The sequence below is a fragment of the Brevibacillus antibioticus genome, assembly GCF_005217615.1.
GTDB lineage: Bacteria > Bacillota > Bacilli > Brevibacillales > Brevibacillaceae > Brevibacillus > Brevibacillus antibioticus.
This window is the reverse complement of the sequence record NZ_SZNK01000001.1, coordinates 35,272-52,500: the sequence shown is the minus strand read 5'-3', so window position 1 is coordinate 52,500 and position 17,229 is coordinate 35,272. Positions and strand designations below refer to the sequence as shown.

The window sequence follows — 17,229 nt, the reverse complement described above, 5'->3', positions numbered from 1 at the left end:
TGCTCTCCATGCTTCTTTGAACTTTCCTTCTACTGGCCAGTGAATGAGGTACAAGTCCAAGTATTCCAGCCCGAGTTTTTTCAGGCTCGTTTCATATGCTTGCAGCGTAGACTCATACCCTAAATCCGCATTCCATACTTTCGAGGTGACAAAAAGATCTTCCCGAGTAATGCCCGCTTCCTGCAAACCTGCACGGATTCCACGGCCAACACCCTCTTCGTTGTTATAAATAGCGGCTGTGTCGATATTGCGGTAGCCATGCTTGATTGCGTTTTTTACAGCTAGCTCGAGCTCCTGACCTTCCTCTACTTTAAAAACACCGAGACCCATCCAAGGCATTTTTACTCCGTTGTACAGTGTAGTTGTATCTTGCAAATGTTTTGGCATAACTTGTCTCCTCCGTCCTTGTACTCTATGGTAGTATGACTGTTTCCAGTCACCTAAATGTGCTTCATGTCGTTTGACAAGTGTTATTATGAGAGAAACTAGCCAAAAGAAAAAGTACGCACTTTTTTGTGTGATAGGCACTAAAAAGTACCTATTCAGGAGGAAATCAAATGCGTTATTTTGTGTAATACCGGGTATTACACAGAAGATGCTGACGCAGCAAGTATGCTGTATTGGAAGAAAGTATCTTAAATCCATAATAGAATGGGAGTAGATGAAGTGGCTTGGGATCACTCGAAACGCCTGTCTTGCGTAAATGGACATCACCCTTTCGTTCCACTTGGCTAAAAAGTCAGAGCCGCTCATGGAGAAGCGGTTCTCGTGATTCCAGGCGCTTCCAAGCAAGTTTTAGCCATCCATAAATGAAAAAGCTGCCGATCTAATCGACAGCCAAAATAGCGTAGTCATACACAGCTCTTCCCAGTAATCCTAATGTGTTCAGAGCGGATTGAGCCGTTACATCTTTGGATAAGGCCGTAATGGAAAAGCATCGATTTTTCGTATACAGCAAGCCTACATCATGCTGTCTGCCCGTATCCCAGCCCGATTTACACGGCAGTTCCCATGCAGGATAATGGGATTCTTCCTCATTTGGCAATTGGGACGGCAGACCATTTCGAACTTGCTGCTTTTTCATAATGGCGAGCATCTCTTTACAAGCACGCTCGGACAAATAACTGCCCGTTGCCATTTGACCTAGCATATTCGCAACATCCCTAGCCGTTATCTTATTGTTTTCAGTGATGTCGAGTGGATAAATCATCAGCTTGCGTGAGTAATAGCTTTGGCGCATTCCCAAATCGCACATGGTCTGGTCGATCTGCGCTTTCCCTACCAAATCAATCAGCACATTTGTTGCCGTATTGTCGCTCTGAATAATCATGAGGGTCACCAAGTCGCGAATCGTAAGCTTCAAGCCTGGAGATAACGCGTACAGAATCCCCGATCCCCCCACCAAATCCTCTTGGCGTAGAACAAGCTGATCATCCAATCGAAAATGCCCTTGCTCTCTTGCCGCAAAAACCGCTGCCATGATCGGTACTTTGATCACACTTTCTGCAATAAACAGCTCGTCTGGTACATGTTCAAAGCGGATTCCTTTCGCTGAGCCTTGTTCCTCTACAACGACGCCCCAAGTCCCCTCCGCTTGTCCGATAATGGCCGACAACCTTTTTTCCAGCTCCACAGCTTTTCTTCCCTTCTCCCACTGCTAGTAGTTTCTTGACGCTCTATTATTATCATACTATTCCGAAAACAACTCAGACAAGATACGGTACTAACTTACCGTTCGTTTATCCATCCGGAACCTGGAAATAATACGTAAATTCCATCTTGATCATACCTTCCATACCTGCCACTGAAGCGAGTCACGATGGTTGGCTATCAGGATTGATCGGATTTTTGGGGGCTGTGTTAATCAACGGCGCTATCTGTACGGACCCTTTTCCCCTTCTTGAAAAATGGCATAAAGCCCGTTATAAGAGGAATGTTTGCAGTCACGGCTTTTCCCTTCTCGGAGTTGGTTGTTTTCCTTATGATTACTCCACTTCTCGATGCAAAACAACAGCTCACGCCAGCTTTTTTGCGAGGAGCCATTTACGGTTGCGCTTGTTTGTTTTCCGCCATTTCCCTATCGTTTTTGGTGCTCGGTCCGGATTTGGTTTCCCGTGAGACCGTTCCGAGCTACTCCCTCGCAAAAAGAGTCCAAGCAAATGCACACCAAGCCGGCTACCCTGTAAAAGTAAGGTGTCAGCTTGTTTTATGTTTACAGTATTTGCTTGATCGCGGCCACTCGCTCTGCATCGACGTATCGGAGCGTCTGTCCCTCTTCTCGTACGGCCGATCCAAAATGAACCTCTTTAACACCCGTACGTTTCACAAGCTCTCCCACGTTAGCCTGCGACAATCCACTCCCTGCCAAAATCGTGAGCTGTGTGTTCTCAGTCAGCTTGACGAGCTGTTCGATGCAATCGACTCCTTCGATCGCCGTCTTCTTGCCCCCAGAAGTAAGAATGGTGCCGACCTGGGGATATTCCAAGAGAATACGTGCTGCTTCCATTTGATCCACAGCATCATCAAAAGCACGATGGAACGTCACATTCAATGCATCTGACTCACCAAGTAACAGCTCCAACCCCCGCTGGTCGAGCTTATTTTCTGGAGTCAGCATACCAAATACGACACCTGCTGCCCCAAGTTCACGGATGATACGTACATCCTGCCGCATGACTGCAAGTTCTTCTACTGTATAGCAAAACGATTGGCTATGCGGTCGCACCATGACGTTTACCGGGATGGAAACAGCCTTGACTACTGCCTCAATCAATCCCCAGCTCGGAGTAATGCCTCCCTCTAAAATTCCCGAGATGAGCTCCAGCCTGTCAGCTCCGCCCTGCTCGGCACGTTTTGCATCCTCAACTGAAGTCGCAATCACTTCCAGTAGCATGATCCTTCGCCTCCGTTATTAGCATTTGTTCAAGACAAAAACGGGTCGTTTCTCCCCGACCACCAACTGATTGTCGTTTTTAATAGCTTTTGGCGCCAGTGCATGCAGTCGGTCGATGGTTTCCTGATTATCATACTGAATCTGCTCCAAGATCGACGCGATGATAAGCGGCCATACTAATTCAGAGCCATTCAGTACCTTTAACGAGAAGCTGAGTCTCTCCTTTTTCAAAGCAAAGCCGTACACACCCATTGCTCCGCCTTTGGCGATTATATTTTCATCCATTAGAAGAGCTGTACAGATGAAGTTGTGACTGGCAATGATCTCGGGACTGCTCGTCATCCAGCCTGTCACTCTCTCTACTGCCTCACGCGTCGTGTGATCCTCGATCAGATCCGGGCACGCCAGCTTTAGATATGCGATCGCCAGGTTCTTGAGCGGCAATGCAAAAACCGGGAAGCCACAGCCGTCAACGCTTAGCTGTACCTGCTCTTTTGGATAGTCAGCCAGATTGGCAAACACCTCTAATGCCTCCTGTTGCGCTGGATGCTCTGCCTTGTAGTAATCATGAGTGGAATATCCTTGATCCTTCGACAGTGCCCAGTACCCCAAATGCTTTCCCGCACAGTTATGAAAGAGCCTGCGTTTTTCTATGCCTTGGGACAAGCAAGCAAACTTCGGCTCCTCGTTGAGCGGATACGTCGGGCAAGTAAGCAATTCGTCTTCCTGAATGCCGGTTTTTCGTAAAATCGACTCCAAGCCTTCCATATGATAAACTTCACCACGATGTGAGGCTGCAAAGAGTGCTGCTTCGCTGTTATTCAGTCCGAATTTTTCATCAATTTTACGTTTAGCGATGGGAATGGCTTGAAAGGGCTTAGCTGCTGAACGCAATAAGGTGATATGATTCACATCGCCTGCCCGATAAAGCACCTCTCCTTTTTCATTCACGCCGCACACGATGCCGTTGTGTACGTTCTCAAGAATGCCGCCGCGATATTCTTCCACTAGTGGGACATCTCTCATCAAAATCACCCGCTCCACTCCATGTTGATCGATTATGAAAAAAACACTAGCAGTAGCACCCTCCATCCGTCAATCTTTTTCCAAGCGAGATAATCCCCCACTTCAGCGATGATTGTTGTATAATGTCTCAAGGTGCCCATTTGGGTTCCACAAATAAGAAATCCGTGTATCTGCACGGGAGAGGTTCGCGAACTCCCTCTATAAAAAACTAAGCTGGATAACAGTACCTTTCTTTGGTATTGTTTTTGTTTTTTTGCAGGAAAGTTCAAGAACTCTCTTTCTTCGATAATTAAAAGGAGATGGAGAGCAATGAAAAAGGAAAAAGCCGTTGTCGTCTTTAGCGGAGGTCAGGACAGCACTACCTGCCTGTTTTGGGCAAAAGAGCAATTCGGCGAAGTAGAAACCCTCACGTTTGACTATGGGCAGCGACACAAGCTGGAGATCGAGTGCGCCCAGCAAATTGCCGCAGAACTCGGCGTCAAAAACTCCGTATTGGACATGAGTCTGTTAAATCAGCTCGCGCCCAATGCACTCACCCGCACAGATATTGACATTACCCAAGAAGAAGGCCAATTGCCATCCACGTTCGTTGAGGGACGCAACTTGTTGTTCCTTTCCTTTGCGAGCGTTTTCGCCAAGCAACGAGGAGCACGTCACTTGATTACTGGTGTATGCGAAACGGATTTTAGCGGTTATCCCGACTGCCGTGACGCCTTTATCAAATCACTCAATGTGACCTTGAATTTGTCGATGGATTATCCGTTTGTGATTCACACGCCGCTCATGTGGCTGAACAAAGCACAAACGTGGAAGCTGGCAGACGATCTGGGTGCCTTCACCTATATTCGCGAAAAAACCCTCACCTGCTATAACGGTATCAAAGGAGACGGCTGTGGCGAATGCCCTGCCTGCCACCTGCGAAAAGCCGGACTGGACACGTATCTTTCTGAGAAAAATCAACCTGGAGAACAAGCCTGATGAGCGCGAACTTTGATTTTCGTATCGTCGATCGCATGCAGGCACTGGGTACCCATATTCAAAAATCACAGCTTCGCTACCATAACAAACGCGTTTTGGTAAGCAAGGAATTTACTTTTGACGCTGCACATCATCTGCACGCCTATGAAGGAAAGTGCAAAAACCTCCACGGCCATACGTACACGGTCGTCTTTGGCATCAGTGGCTTTCCGGACGAGATCGGACTCGTGATCGATTTCGGTGACATCAAGCAAATCTGGAAAGAGCACATCGAAATATATTTGGATCACCGCTATCTGAATGAAATGCTCCCTCCGATGAATACCACTGCCGAAAACATGGTCGTGTGGATTTTCGAAGAGATGGAAAAGCAATTGCAGTCAGATGCTTACCGCGACCGCTACAACGGCGCTCGTGTGGAGTTCGTTCGCCTGTTCGAGACTCCGACCAGCTATGCAGAGGCAAGACGGGAGTGGATGATGGAATGATCCCGGTCTTGGAAATATTCGGCCCTACGATTCAGGGCGAAGGAATGGTTATCGGACAAAAAACGATGTTTGTGCGAACAGCTGGCTGTGACTATCGTTGCAACTGGTGCGACTCCGCTTTTACGTGGGATGGATCTGCCCGCGATGAAATCCAGCAAATGTCACCTGAGGCGATCTGGGAGGAGCTTACCCGTTTAGGCGGGGACCGTTTTTCCCATGTCACAATCTCCGGGGGAAATCCTGCGCTTTTGGCTGGCATCGGCGACTTAATCGCCCTTTTGAAGGAGCATGGCATTCGCACAGCAATCGAAACACAAGGCAGCAAGTGGCAAGCATGGCTTCCACTGATTGACGACATTACGATTTCACCGAAGCCGCCTAGTTCCGGGATGGAAACAGATTTTCAAACACTTGATCGAATTGTACACGAGCTTTTGGAACAAAAACATCCAGGACTTAGCCTGAAAGTGGTTGTTTTCGATGACACCGACTTTGCCTATGCACAGACGATTCATCAGCGTTTTCCAGAGGTACCTTTCTACTTGCAGCCAGGAAACAGTGATCTGTCGGACGCTGATACACCTCGGCTTCGGGATAAGCTTTTGGAGAGCTTTGAATGGCTAATCGATCAGGCGATGGCGACACCTGACATGAATGACGCGAAGGTTCTGCCCCAACTACATGCGCTTGTCTGGGGCAATAAACGAGGCGTGTAAACGATATTTTACTCTCATGGAAGAAAAGAGGACTGTACTCATATGGCACATCAACAAGAACGCGATTTATCCTCCCTCACTCTTTTGGGGAATCAAGGCACAACGTACAACTACTCCTATGACCCGAGCGTATTGGAGTCTTTTGACAACAAGCATCCGTACCGCGATTATTTCGTAAAATTCAACTGCCCGGAATTCACCAGCCTGTGCCCGATTACCGGCCAGCCGGATTTTGCGACGATCTATATCAGCTACATTCCTGACATCAAAATGGTAGAGAGCAAGTCGCTCAAGCTGTACCTGTTTAGCTTCCGCAATCACGGCGATTTCCACGAAGATTGCGTGAACGTCATCATGAACGACTTGATCAAGCTGATGGACCCGCGCTACATCGAGGTATGGGGCAAGTTCACTCCACGCGGCGGCATCTCGATTGATCCGTATTGCAACTACGGGAAACCGGGGACGAAGTACGAGGAGATGGCGAGCCATCGGATGATGAATCATGATATGTATCCGGAGAAAGTCGATAATCGGTAGAGCGAATAAGTGATAAATGAAAGGAGAAACCCTTATCTTTTTAAGGGTTTTTTCCTTTTCCAATAGGAAATCAAGGTCGTAATCATTGGTGTGATTCTACTCCTTCTGCTACGTTTTAGTGCGGAAGGAGGTGATTACCATGACCAAGCATCTGTATTTCTATGCAAGTTTCGAAGATGCAGCGCGACTCAATCGGGAGTTGATCCAGCTCGGCTACAGGAATTACTATCTCGAGCCACATGAACACCTGGTTGCTTTTGTTTTTGAACCAGTGACCGAAGTGAGTCAAGCGATCTTGAGACACTTGTTCCATGCTGATGGTCCATCGCACCTAGAGAACTAGCTATGCAGTACTGGTGCTCCTCATTTGAGGGGCATCGGTACCTCCACTACACTGTCGTTCATCTTATGTTCATGTTCAACGACTACACTTACAAGCGTAGTCAAAAGAAATGAACAGGAGATGATCTTACATGTTAGCAGCAGCCGTGATTTTTATAAATCTTGCTCTCATTGCCTATACGATTGGAGTATGGGGCGAAAAACGTTCTGGAGAGCTAAAGTCGAAACACCTTATCTTTTTTGGTTTGGGTTTAGTATTCGACACTATTGGAACAACGTTCATGAAATTGCTCGCAGACGGTTCCAGCTTAAATTTGCATGGCATTACCGGGTTGATCGCTTTGATCCTGATGTTTTTCCATACAGCGTGGGCCTGTGTCGTTCTATGGAAAAAGAATGAACATCAAATCAAGCAGTTCCATAAATTTAGCCTAATCGTATGGATTCTATGGCTTGTACCTTATTCCATTGGTGTAGCTTTAAGCTTTATGAAATAGGAATACTCTCCATTTCCCTTCCCTCAACCCTCTCAACTGATGAGAGGGTTATTTGCTTTTCTCACGGCTGTTCAACCAATCGTCAACTTTGCCTACCATTCGACAGTATCTCCTAAAGTAATCAGAACGATAATCATATAAAATGTAATAAATTAGTATTTTTGTAAATATACAGATTTTGGCTACAACTCGATGATCGTTTTCTAAACAACACTCACCATTTCAGAAAGGTTGATGCTCATGTTTAAAAAAGCACTTATCATCCTATCATTAAGTTCACTCGTCGTAGTACCCTCTCTAGCCACTCAAGCCCAAGGGGCAGCGCTCCCTACACAGGAAAAGGCAACCACCTACGTCTCCAATAAAAAAATCAGAAACGCCTCGTATGGTGAAGAAATCTGGGTGTCGCTTACTTCACCTATTCCAGCCGGATGGGTTATCGTTAGAACTTTAGGGACGCAGAACCTGATCAGGAATGTGAACGGTGCTTCTTATGGCTCGGAGGTAGAGGTGCTGCTCGCTTCTCCTATCCCAACCGGATGGGTCATGGTTCGAGCCTTTCGAGGATCGAATGTCATCAAGAATATGAACGGTGCTTCTTATGGTACGGAGATAGAGGTGATGCTCGCCTCGCCTATTCCAGTCGGATGGGTCATGGTTCGAGCCTTTCGAGGATCGAATGTCATCAGAAATGTTGATGGTGCTTCGTACGGCACGGAGGTAGAAGTGATGCTCGCTTCTCCTATCCCAAAAGGCTGGATCATGGTTCGAACCTATGGAGGATCAAATGTGATCAGAAATGTCAATGGTGCTCCAAACGGAACACAGATCGAGGTACTGCAAGCCTCGCCTGTCCCTGAAGGATGGATCATTATCAGTTCAGGTGGAAATTCGAAAGTGATCAGGAAAGTTGGCTAAAACAAAGCGCACAGGGCATATATCTAGTCCGCAGGCTGACGCCGAAATTCAATCGGCATCAGCTTGCGGGCTTTTCTTTATTACAATTACTGTTTTGTTCCATCACCGACTCCCATCATAAGTTTCCATCAATCGTGGAATTATAAGGGAAGCACATTTCCTAAGGAGGCCAATGATGAGCACGTTTTACGAGAAATATGGTGGGGAAGATACGGTCGCAAAAGTAGTGGACTACTTTTATGATTTAGTTTTAGCTGATGACACCGTGAATCACTTTTTCAAAAACACCGATATGGAAAAACAGCGTAAACACCAAACAAAGTTCATTAGCTATGCCCTTGGTGGTCCGAATCAATACACTGGAGGGTCCATGACAAAGGTTCACGAAGGGATGAATCTGCAACCTATTCATTTTGATGCCATCGTTAAACATTTGCGTGAAGCCCTGACTCACTTTGGAGTCAGCGAAGAAGATATTGCCGATGCTCTGAGCAAAGTAGGATCACTACGGGATGACATATTGTATAAATAAACGCGCATCGAAACGCCTGATGCAATGGTTCAGGGAACTTCTTCCGTTCCCGGACCAGTTCCTCTCAGCGGCCCTCGTTTTCGAGTGGCCATTTTCACTTTGTTCTTACACATTTTGTAAAACTCTTCGCAACTCTATATAATAGGAGCAATAATTCAACAATGGAGGAGATTCGCAAATGGAAAATCAATATGGTGTTGGTTGGGGTACATTGGCCCTCATCAACGCTGGACTAGCTCAAGGAAAAAATCGTAGCGGTCTGAATTGGTTTTTTCTCTCTTTATTCCTCGGCCCTATCGCAACGCTAATCATTGTAGTTTGGGACAAATTGCCCGAGCAGAAAGACTTGTCACAGTGAGTATATTGATAAGGAGGCAGACATGATGCAAATCCGAAATGTACAAGAGCAAGACTACCTCAAAGTTATTACGGTCCTCAACGATTGGTGGGGTGGGCGCCAAATGTCTGATCTGTTACCCAAGCTGTTTTTTATCCATTTCCAGTCAACGAGCTTTATTGTTGAAGAGAATGGGGAAGTCATCGCGTTCCTCATCGGCTTCTTGTCCCAGACATTCCCTGGAGAAGCTTACATTCACTTCGTTGGGGTACATCCGGACAAACGAAAAGATGGATGGGGCCGCGAATTATACCATCGTTTCTTTCAAACCGTAAAACAAAAAGGAGGCGATACGATTCGATGCATCACCTCTCCTGTTAATAAAGGCTCAATCTCCTTCCACACGAAGCTAGGTTTTGTGGTTGAAAAAGGAGATAAAATGGTGGATGGAATCGATGTGACTTCCAATTACGATGGAAAAGGAAACGACAGGGTTACTTTCGTTAAGAAAATTTAATCTCATTGAAACCTTTTTTCCTTTTACTCGTAATTACAGTTAAATTATCCCATATACAGCAGGTGGTTCTCATTCTTAAAGCACTTGGTTTTGGTGCAGCTTTGCAGATTCTATGTATGATCATAGCGATAACGACGGGGAACATCGATCAAGCTGGCAATTATGCGGAGTACCTTACATTTGGTCTCCTTACACTAGCTGGATTAATGGTTTATAACGCCCTTAGCCCCCCTACAGCCTATTACAAAGAACATCAATTGCAAGATTATAAAAGCAGATGGAAATGGACCTTTTATTTCCTGCTCGCTTCTGTTCCCAGTGGCATTTTTGCTGTCATCTTTTTCAGCTTTTTTGCTTAATTCCGTTTGCTCACAAGCCTCTCTTCTCATTTACGTAACCAAAAAGCGCCATTTCACGTACTAATCAATAGCCACACCAAAGTAATCTTTCACGGGGAAGGATGCGGTCTGATTTGAAAAGCGCAAAAGAAATATGGGGCTGGACCAAAACATTGGGCATCTCCCTTTCACTCGCGATGCTGGTTAACATATTTGTCCTCCAACCTTTTAAAGTGAATGGACAATCGATGGAGCCCACTTTGCAAAACGACGAACGCATCTATGTGTCGAAATTGTCCCACACATTTTCTTATCTCCCTGAGTACAACGATATTGTCGTAATCGACAGCCGTGTAGACCGGGATCGTACGTTAAAAGATGACATCCTTGAAAATCCTCTACTCATGCTCGCCATGGGGAAAAGCGAGGCCAAAACATTCTGGGTAAAACGAGTCATTGGCAAACCCGGCGATACTTTGGAGTTTAAGAACGAGAGCCTGTATCGGAATGGACAGCCGTTAAACGAGCCGTACATAAAAGAAGAGATGGTCAACGTACCTGATGGAAAAATCGTCATACCAGAAAACCATGTGTTTGTGATGGGAGATAATCGTAACAATAGCGATGATAGTAGAGTCATTGGCGTGATTCCACTCGATCATATCATGGGGAAAAAACTGTTTTAATCAGACGAGAGCCTTTTCCAATGAGAAAGGCTCTCTTTCTTTTTCAAGAAAAATTTTAGTGGGCGGGGTTGTAACCAGCGAGGCCCTATGTTAAGCGAAAAAGACTGTCCCTCTCCGGGACTGCCTCTCTTCTTCTTCTTATTTTTCCAACACGGACGCCAACGGACAGTCCAATGTATACAGGTTGCGATACCTTGGATTGTCCTGATACAACTGCTCATGTGTCCCTCTCATCGAGATGAATCCCTGCTCCATAAAAATGACCTCGTCCATTTGCTCTACACCGCTCAAGTGGTGAGTCACCCAAATCAATGTTTTCCCGTGCAAAACACGGAAGATCGTTGCCATCAGATCGCGTTCAGTCAACGGATCTAATCCCACCGTCGGTTCATCAAGGAGAACAATCGGCTTGTTTTGCAGCAAAATCCGAGCAAGGGCTATACGCTGCCTTTCTCCGCCAGAGAAGCGCAGACCCGTTTCCTGCATCCGTGTTTGATAACCGTCTGGTAGGGATTCAATCAGCTGATCCAGACCGACTTGAGCTGTCACAACGCGAACCTCTTCATCGGACGCATCGGGTCGACCGAGCCTGATATTATTGGCTACGGTTGTGTCAAACAAATACGGCTGCTGATTCAACACAGAGAACAAACAAGCAGAAGCCTCTTCTGACTGGACAGGCTGTCCATTTACGGTCACTTGACCTGCTTCCGGCTGTATGGCCCCTCGAATCAAGTTTAGTATCGTCGATTTACCAGCTCCGCTGCGACCGAGCAACGCAATTTTGCCCCCCTGAGGCACCTCAAAAGACACGTCCTGCACACTCCAACTGCTGGATTGTGGGTAGCGAAAACAAACATGTTCGAGCTTCAAGCTGCCCCCAGCTTGATCTGCTACCGTTTCCTTCTGCGCTTCCACAATGGATGGACGCCCCCCCTCGATCTCCCGAAGCCGTTCCAGAGACTCCTTGTATTCCGGCATTCGCACAACCGCGTCAGAAATACGGGCCATCGCATCCATCAACGGAAATGCAACCAGCCCAATCGCAGCAATCAACGTAACAGGAATCTGATTCGCAGCGGCAAGTCCGCCCGCCCAGATAACCAGCAAGACAATGGCACCACCGATTGCACACTGCGACATCCACTGTACTCGCCATTCTCCGCGGCGAATGGCGTTCTCGAGCTGGGCAGCTGTCTTTTGCCGTCTTGTAAACAACTGGAAAAACTGCTGTGTGCGACCACTGAGAATCCAGTCACTCATGCCAAAAACAGCATCCGTCAGCTCCCGGTATGCTGCCTGTCTCTCCTGCTTGAACCGACGACTCTTGGCAATGGATGACCACAAGACTACTGCGGGTGCAACAAACAGCAGAAAACCACAGTACAACGCCATCAAGAGCGCGAACATCCCGTCCATTCTTCCCAGTGCTACAATGCCTGCCCCGTAGAGGAAGACCGCCGAGACAGCTGGCAGCACAAATCGCAGGTAGACATTTTGTAGTTGCTCGATGTCATCCGCAAGTACACCAAGCAGATCTCCCGTACGAAAACGAGTGCGGAGGAGCTGCGCTTGCGGCTCGATGGCCTGGTACAAACGCACACGCATACGCGATAACACACGCAAAGCTGCGTCGTGTCCAACCAAACGCTCCAGGTACTGAATGACCGCTTTGCTAAAGCCAAAAGTCCGGACAAGTACGATCGGAACATAGACCATTAAAACGTTTTCGGGCTTGAGTGCCGAGCGGGAGATCAGATACCCCGACGTATAAAGCAAAGCGCCTGCACATGCCACTGCCAAGATTCCCAGCAAAGCCGCTACGGCAAACTGCCAGAAAAACTGGCGAAAGTATGGAAGAAACCACCCCTGATTGCCTTCTCGCGCTTCCTTCATCCTTTCTCCCCCCTGGCACCAGCTGTCAACAGCCGATAAAATACGCTTTTTTGTGCAACGAGCTGTTCAAAGGTGCCCGCTTCCACCAGTCGTCCCTGGTCGATTACCCAAATCCAATCCATATCTCGCATCCAATGCAAACGATGTGTGGCCAAAAATACGCGCCTGTCCCCCAACACCGTCAGCATGGTCTGTTTGAGCTCCCATTCCGTTTCAATATCTAAGTGAGCGGTCGGCTCATCGAGCAATATCACTGGTCGGTTACCAAGCAGCGCACGTCCCAATGCAACCCGTTGTGCCTGTCCGCCGCTTAACGTGCGTCCCCCTTCGCCAATGATTTCGTCACAGCCATTTGGCAAGCTGTCTACGAGCTCTCCCAGACCGACATCACGAATCACCTGCTCCACCTGTTCCTGCGTCGCTTCCGGCTCATAGAAGCGAATGTTATCCGCCAACGATTGATTGAATAAATACGGATGCTGTGGAATGTAAGCGATTTGCCGCTGCCACTCCTGCTTCGCATCACCCGTAATCGGTTGCCCATCTACTTGTATCACGCCAGCTTCGAGATCAGAAAAGCCGCCTAACACTCCGAGAAGGGTTGATTTTCCAGCCCCGCTCTCCCCTACAATGCCCACTCTTCTCATGTTGCTGCCCAATTCCGCAGATACCTCACCCAGTACCTGTCTGCCATCCTCACCGACGACCCGAATATCCGACAAGGTAATCGTTCCATCCCATACACCTGTCAGAGACGTCTGGCAATCCGTTGCTTGTGGTTCCGCTTTATGTTCATCTGTAGCGGCACTATCGATAATGGTACGAATCGTTCCCAACGCTTCCTTGCCATCCAATGAGGCGTGGTAGTCCGATCCCAGCATCCGTACTGGCAAAAAGTATTCCGGTGCAAGAATCAGGATGACCAATGCCGTTTCAAAGCCAAAATTCCCTTCAATCAGCCGCAACCCTAGACCAACCGCCACAAACGCAACCGACAGCATGCTGAAGAAGTCGAGTGCCAAAGAAGACAAGAAGGCCACGCGCAACGTTCGCATCGTAGCGGATCGATATTGATCGCTCACTCTTCCGACGGTCTCCCCATGGCCTTTGCTGCGTCCCAAAAACCGGAGCGTCGCAAGCCCGCGAAGCGAATCGGTAAAATGATGGGAAAGCATTCGATACGAACGCCATTGTTTGTCTGCTTGTTTACGCGCCGCCAGACCGAGTACGATAAAAAATCCAATAAGAACAGGCATCGTTACCGTCAGGATCAGTCCAGAAATCACATCTTGCATGTAGACAAACGCCAGAAGCGGAAACGTAACAAAAACCATATCCAGCGTACGCGGAACAGACAACTCCAGGTAGGTACGTACACGATCTACTCCTTCCAGAACAAGCGTAACAAGCTTCCCGCTTCCTTCGCTGGCGGCAAAACGTGGACCACGCTCGAACAATCGAGATAGAACTCGCCCTTGCAAAGACTCACTGGAAGCTTCAGCAAAACGGCCAGCGACTTTCTTTTGCAGCCAAACGATGGTATGACGAGCGGCTATCATGACCAAAAACAGGGCAAGCGGCTGATACGCCATCTGAACCGCTTGACCTTCAAACAAGATTGCAATCGACTTCGCCAAAAGCACTGCCTGACCGATAATCGCCGCACTTTGCAGGAGGGAAAGACCGGCTAGCAGCAGCATAACCGGTCGGATTCCTTGTAAACGGAACAATTCCTTGTCCATTAATACTCCAAATGATCCTTTTCAGTGACTCTTTTGTGGAAAACGAAGTAGCTCCAGGCCTGATAGGCTAGCACAAACGGTAAAAGCGCTGCTGCAACAATCGTCATTGCTTTTAACGTGTATGGACTCGAAGCTGCATTATAGAGGGTCAAATCAAACGCGCTATCAATCGTGCTGACCATCACCCGTGGGAACAACCCGATAAACATCGAGACGAACGTCAACAGGATCATCGCACCTGTCATCCCGAAAGCCCAACCTTCCCTGCCTTGTCTCAAGAAGTGACGAGCCAGTACAAAAACGATAACACCCAAGAGTGCGGCTGCTGTCAACAAAACACCCTGACGCTCAAACAGATCGGTTACCATAAATGTCCACCCTACAAGCACCGCCATGAGAACCGCTTGCATCGGCAACAGCTTTGCTGCCAGTACACGTGATTTTTCACGCAGCTCGCCTACTGTGCGCAGCGAGATAAAGTTCAGACCGTGTAGCAGGCATAGTCCCGTTACTGTCACACCTGCCCACAACGAGTATCCATTCACAATGTCTGAGAAGCCCGCATTCATTTCCATATTCTGATCAATCGGCACACCCTTCACCAGGCTGGCAAACACCATTCCGAACAACATCGGCGGTACAAAGCTTCCAATCAGAATCGCTGCGTCCCACATCTTTTTCCAAGCTTCACCTTTCCCTTTGCTTCTAAATTCAAATGCTACCCCTCGCCCAATCAACGCAAGAAGAATCAGCGTAAGCATGAGATAATATCCGCTAAACATCGTGGAATACCACTCCGGAAACGCTGCGAACATTGCACCAGCGGCTGTAATCAGCCAAACTTCATTCGCGTCCCAGAACGGGCCGATCGTATTGATCAGAACCCTGGTTTGTAAATTATTGCGTGATAGCAGGCGCGTCGCCATGCCGACACCAAAGTCAAAGCCTTCGAGAAAGAAAAATCCGGTAAACAGAACGGCAATGAGTAGGAACCACAGTTCATTAAGCCCCATAACGTTCACTCCTTACACGATCAAATGGATCCTGAAGCTGTAAATCCTCTACTTCCTCATGACTATCCATATCTGGTCCTTTTTTGGCCACACGAGCAAACAGATAAGCCAAGAGGCAAAGCAGGAATAGATAAATCGTCGTGAAGGCGATAAGAGAGAACCATACCGCTCCTGTGCTAATGCTTGGCGAAACTGAATCTTCAACACGCAACAGCCCGAATACCGTCCACGGCTGACGACCTACCTCTGTCATGATCCATCCCGCTGAGTTTGCGATAAATGGTAGTGAGATACCTGCAACCATCAGCTGCATGAACCACTTATTTGGCTGTTCCAGCTTTTTGCGGAAAGTGAGATATGCTCCGTACAAAGCCAGCAAAATCATTGCACTTCCGCCCGCAACCATGATGCGGAAGCTCCAGAAAGTCGTCCGAACTGGTGGAATGTAGTTTCCTGGACCGTATGTTTGCTCATATTCTGCCTGCAATTCCAACATGCCTGGCACAGAACCTGAAAGTGAGTTGTACGTCAGGACACTAAGCAAATAAGGAATTTTTATTTCAATACCGTTTTCTTGTTTTTCTGGATCAATCGTTGCAAAGACCGTCCAAGGAGCTGGGTCCGAGCTTGTTTTCCACAGCCCTTCACTCGCTGCCATTTTCATCGGTTGGGTAGCAACCAAATACTGTGCCTGACCATGACCGAATTGAGCAATAGCCAGCGAGGAAACCAACGCTACCACGATCGCAATTTTGAAGGATTGCACAAAGAATGTAACATTTTGTTTTTTCAATAGCTTCCAAGCACTAATACCTGCTACCAAGAAGGCACCTGTCGCCAAGGCCGCAAATATGGTATGCGGGAATTCATATAGTAATTGTCCATTGGTAAGGAGCGCGAAGAAATCGACCATCTCTGCCCGTCCATTATTGATAGCAAAGCCGACTGGCTGCTGCATGAACGAGTTGGCTGCCAGAATCCAAAGAGCCGAAAGAATCGTTCCGATGGAGACGAGCCAAATACATGCGAGATGCACACCTTTGGACAAACGATCCCAACCAAACACCCATAGTCCAATAAAAGTCGATTCGAGGAAGAATGCTGAGAGGGCCTCAATCGCTAGTGGTGTTCCAAAAACATCGCCGACAAATCGTGAGAAATCAGACCAGTTCATCCCAAATTGGAACTCCTGCATAATCCCCGTCACAATCCCGACAGCAAAATTGATGAGCAAAAAGGTTCCCCAAAACTTGGCCATTTTTTTGTACAAGTCATTCTTTTTTACCACATACATCGTTTCCATAATGGCTATTAATAATGACAGCCCGATGGAAATCGGCACAAAGACAAAATGAAAGATAGTTGTTATCGCAAATTGAAGTCGTCCCAAATCCACTATATCCATGTACAAGATCCCTTTCTATTCGCTTTTCACGCCTTTATGTACCGGAATTATACCCGTAGGGAAATCAGCATTTATTACGACTTTGTGAAAAAAATCACAAAAATATGTGAAAAAATTCACAAATGATTCTCTCTCCTGTAACCCCCTTTTTGCATTCATCTTCGTGAGAGAGTTTTTTGTTTTGTTTTACCCCGTATATTTCCGGTCATGTGTAATTGTAGCAGGACTTTTGACCCTAGAGGGTGTCCGATTGGTTACATGATTTTTAACACTCTGTGAATATTTGGGTTTTTCCTTTCATCTGGGCTAGACTTATGCTCCTTCATTCATTTCATTGAATGTGTAATCCATTCATTCCCATTGAA

20 protein-coding genes, 1 pseudogene and 1 riboswitch (1 of these 22 only partly in view) are annotated in these 17,229 nt (G+C 47.3%); of the genes and pseudogenes, 13 read left to right on the top strand and 8 right to left on the bottom strand.

Annotated elements, in window-relative coordinates; genetic code table 11:
* Both E8L90_RS00295 and E8L90_RS00290 read right to left on the bottom strand, forming a co-directional pair.
* Positions 1-387, bottom strand: the 5' portion of a protein-coding gene (locus E8L90_RS00295) for an aldo/keto reductase (RefSeq protein WP_137027498.1). The gene continues 456 nt to the left of window position 1, outside the view; only the first 387 of its 843 coding nucleotides appear in the window; the start codon lies at positions 385-387; its stop codon lies off the left edge, out of view.
* Positions 388-826: 439 nt separating this feature from the next.
* Positions 827-1,633 carry a serine hydrolase gene (locus tag E8L90_RS00290; RefSeq protein WP_137027497.1) on the bottom strand — a complete coding sequence of 269 codons (807 nt, stop codon included), beginning with the start codon at positions 1,631-1,633 and terminating at the stop codon, positions 827-829.
* 300 nt (positions 1,634-1,933) lie between these two features.
* On the opposite strand from E8L90_RS00290, the pseudogene E8L90_RS30510 reads away from it, so the two are divergent.
* Positions 1,934-2,098, top strand: a pseudogene (locus tag E8L90_RS30510) (GerAB/ArcD/ProY family transporter); the annotation flags it as partial.
* 114 nt (positions 2,099-2,212) lie between these two features.
* On the opposite strand, the gene E8L90_RS00280 reads toward E8L90_RS30510, so the two are convergent.
* Positions 2,213-2,893 carry a copper homeostasis protein CutC gene (locus E8L90_RS00280; RefSeq protein WP_137027496.1) on the bottom strand — a complete coding sequence of 227 codons (681 nt, stop codon included), beginning with the start codon at positions 2,891-2,893 and terminating at the stop codon, positions 2,213-2,215.
* 18 nt (positions 2,894-2,911) lie between these two features.
* Complete coding sequence (locus E8L90_RS00275; protein WP_167497631.1) at positions 2,912-3,919, bottom strand: asparaginase; 1,008 nt, start codon at positions 3,917-3,919, stop codon at positions 2,912-2,914.
* Positions 3,920-4,093: 174 nt separating this feature from the next.
* Positions 4,094-4,137, top strand: a riboswitch (PreQ1 riboswitch).
* Between the two features lie 91 nt (positions 4,138-4,228).
* Between E8L90_RS00275 and queC the strand changes: the two genes are divergently transcribed.
* The 12 genes from queC to lepB all read left to right on the top strand — a co-directional run bounded on the left by queC (position 4,229) and on the right by lepB (position 10,808).
* Positions 4,229-4,897 (top strand): 7-cyano-7-deazaguanine synthase QueC, encoded by a 669-nt coding sequence (gene queC, locus E8L90_RS00270; protein WP_137027495.1) that lies wholly within the window; start codon positions 4,229-4,231, stop codon positions 4,895-4,897.
* The gene (queD, locus tag E8L90_RS00265; RefSeq protein ID WP_088909049.1) at positions 4,897-5,385 is read left to right on the top strand and encodes a 6-carboxytetrahydropterin synthase QueD; all 489 of its coding nucleotides are present in this window, start codon (positions 4,897-4,899) and stop codon (positions 5,383-5,385) included. The genes queC and queD overlap by 1 nt, the downstream gene beginning before the upstream one ends.
* Positions 5,382-6,101 carry a 7-carboxy-7-deazaguanine synthase QueE gene (gene queE / locus E8L90_RS00260; protein ID WP_137027494.1) on the top strand — a complete coding sequence of 240 codons (720 nt, stop codon included), beginning with the start codon at positions 5,382-5,384 and terminating at the stop codon, positions 6,099-6,101. The genes queD and queE overlap by 4 nt, the downstream gene beginning before the upstream one ends.
* Before the next feature lie 42 nt (positions 6,102-6,143).
* Positions 6,144-6,641, top strand: coding sequence for a preQ(1) synthase (gene queF / locus E8L90_RS00255; protein ID WP_007729714.1), 498 nt, complete (start codon positions 6,144-6,146; stop codon positions 6,639-6,641).
* 139 nt (positions 6,642-6,780) lie between these two features.
* On the top strand, positions 6,781-6,984 hold the full coding sequence (locus E8L90_RS00250) for a hypothetical protein (protein WP_137027493.1): 204 nt from the start codon (positions 6,781-6,783) through the stop codon (positions 6,982-6,984).
* Positions 6,985-7,114: 130 nt separating this feature from the next.
* The gene (locus E8L90_RS00245) at positions 7,115-7,480 is read left to right on the top strand and encodes an HsmA family protein (RefSeq protein WP_137027492.1); all 366 of its coding nucleotides are present in this window, start codon (positions 7,115-7,117) and stop codon (positions 7,478-7,480) included.
* A 240-nt stretch (positions 7,481-7,720) separates the two neighbouring features.
* Positions 7,721-8,398 (top strand): hypothetical protein, encoded by a 678-nt coding sequence (locus E8L90_RS00240; RefSeq protein ID WP_137027491.1) that lies wholly within the window; start codon positions 7,721-7,723, stop codon positions 8,396-8,398.
* Positions 8,399-8,573: 175 nt separating this feature from the next.
* Positions 8,574-8,930: a group I truncated hemoglobin gene (locus E8L90_RS00235; protein WP_137027490.1), complete on the top strand. Its 357-nt coding sequence runs from the start codon at positions 8,574-8,576 to the stop codon at positions 8,928-8,930.
* Positions 8,931-9,108: 178 nt separating this feature from the next.
* Positions 9,109-9,288, top strand: coding sequence for a hypothetical protein (locus tag E8L90_RS00230; protein WP_137027489.1), 180 nt, complete (start codon positions 9,109-9,111; stop codon positions 9,286-9,288).
* A gap of 25 nt (positions 9,289-9,313) precedes the next feature.
* Complete coding sequence (locus tag E8L90_RS00225; RefSeq protein WP_137027488.1) at positions 9,314-9,784, top strand: GNAT family N-acetyltransferase; 471 nt, start codon at positions 9,314-9,316, stop codon at positions 9,782-9,784.
* Positions 9,785-9,900: 116 nt separating this feature from the next.
* Entirely contained in the window at positions 9,901-10,143 is a 243-nt protein-coding gene (locus tag E8L90_RS00220) for a hypothetical protein (RefSeq protein WP_162309022.1), read from the top strand.
* Positions 10,144-10,244: 101 nt separating this feature from the next.
* Positions 10,245-10,808 (top strand): signal peptidase I, encoded by a 564-nt coding sequence (gene lepB / locus E8L90_RS00215; RefSeq protein WP_137027486.1) that lies wholly within the window; start codon positions 10,245-10,247, stop codon positions 10,806-10,808.
* A gap of 138 nt (positions 10,809-10,946) precedes the next feature.
* Here the strand turns inward: lepB and cydC are convergent, their stop codons facing one another.
* From cydC to E8L90_RS00195, 4 genes are read right to left on the bottom strand one after another with little or no spacing between them, the layout of a single operon-like run.
* Complete coding sequence (gene cydC / locus E8L90_RS00210; protein ID WP_137027485.1) at positions 10,947-12,704, bottom strand: thiol reductant ABC exporter subunit CydC; 1,758 nt, start codon at positions 12,702-12,704, stop codon at positions 10,947-10,949.
* Entirely contained in the window at positions 12,701-14,446 is a 1,746-nt protein-coding gene (gene cydD / locus E8L90_RS00205) for a thiol reductant ABC exporter subunit CydD (RefSeq protein ID WP_137027484.1), read from the bottom strand. The genes cydC and cydD overlap by 4 nt, the downstream gene beginning before the upstream one ends.
* Positions 14,446-15,459, bottom strand: a complete 1,014-nt coding sequence (gene cydB / locus E8L90_RS00200; protein WP_137027483.1) for a cytochrome d ubiquinol oxidase subunit II — start codon at positions 15,457-15,459, stop codon at positions 14,446-14,448. The genes cydD and cydB overlap by 1 nt, the downstream gene beginning before the upstream one ends.
* Complete coding sequence (locus tag E8L90_RS00195; protein WP_137027482.1) at positions 15,449-16,864, bottom strand: cytochrome ubiquinol oxidase subunit I; 1,416 nt, start codon at positions 16,862-16,864, stop codon at positions 15,449-15,451. The genes cydB and E8L90_RS00195 overlap by 11 nt, the downstream gene beginning before the upstream one ends.
* Positions 16,865-17,229 lie beyond the last annotated feature (365 nt).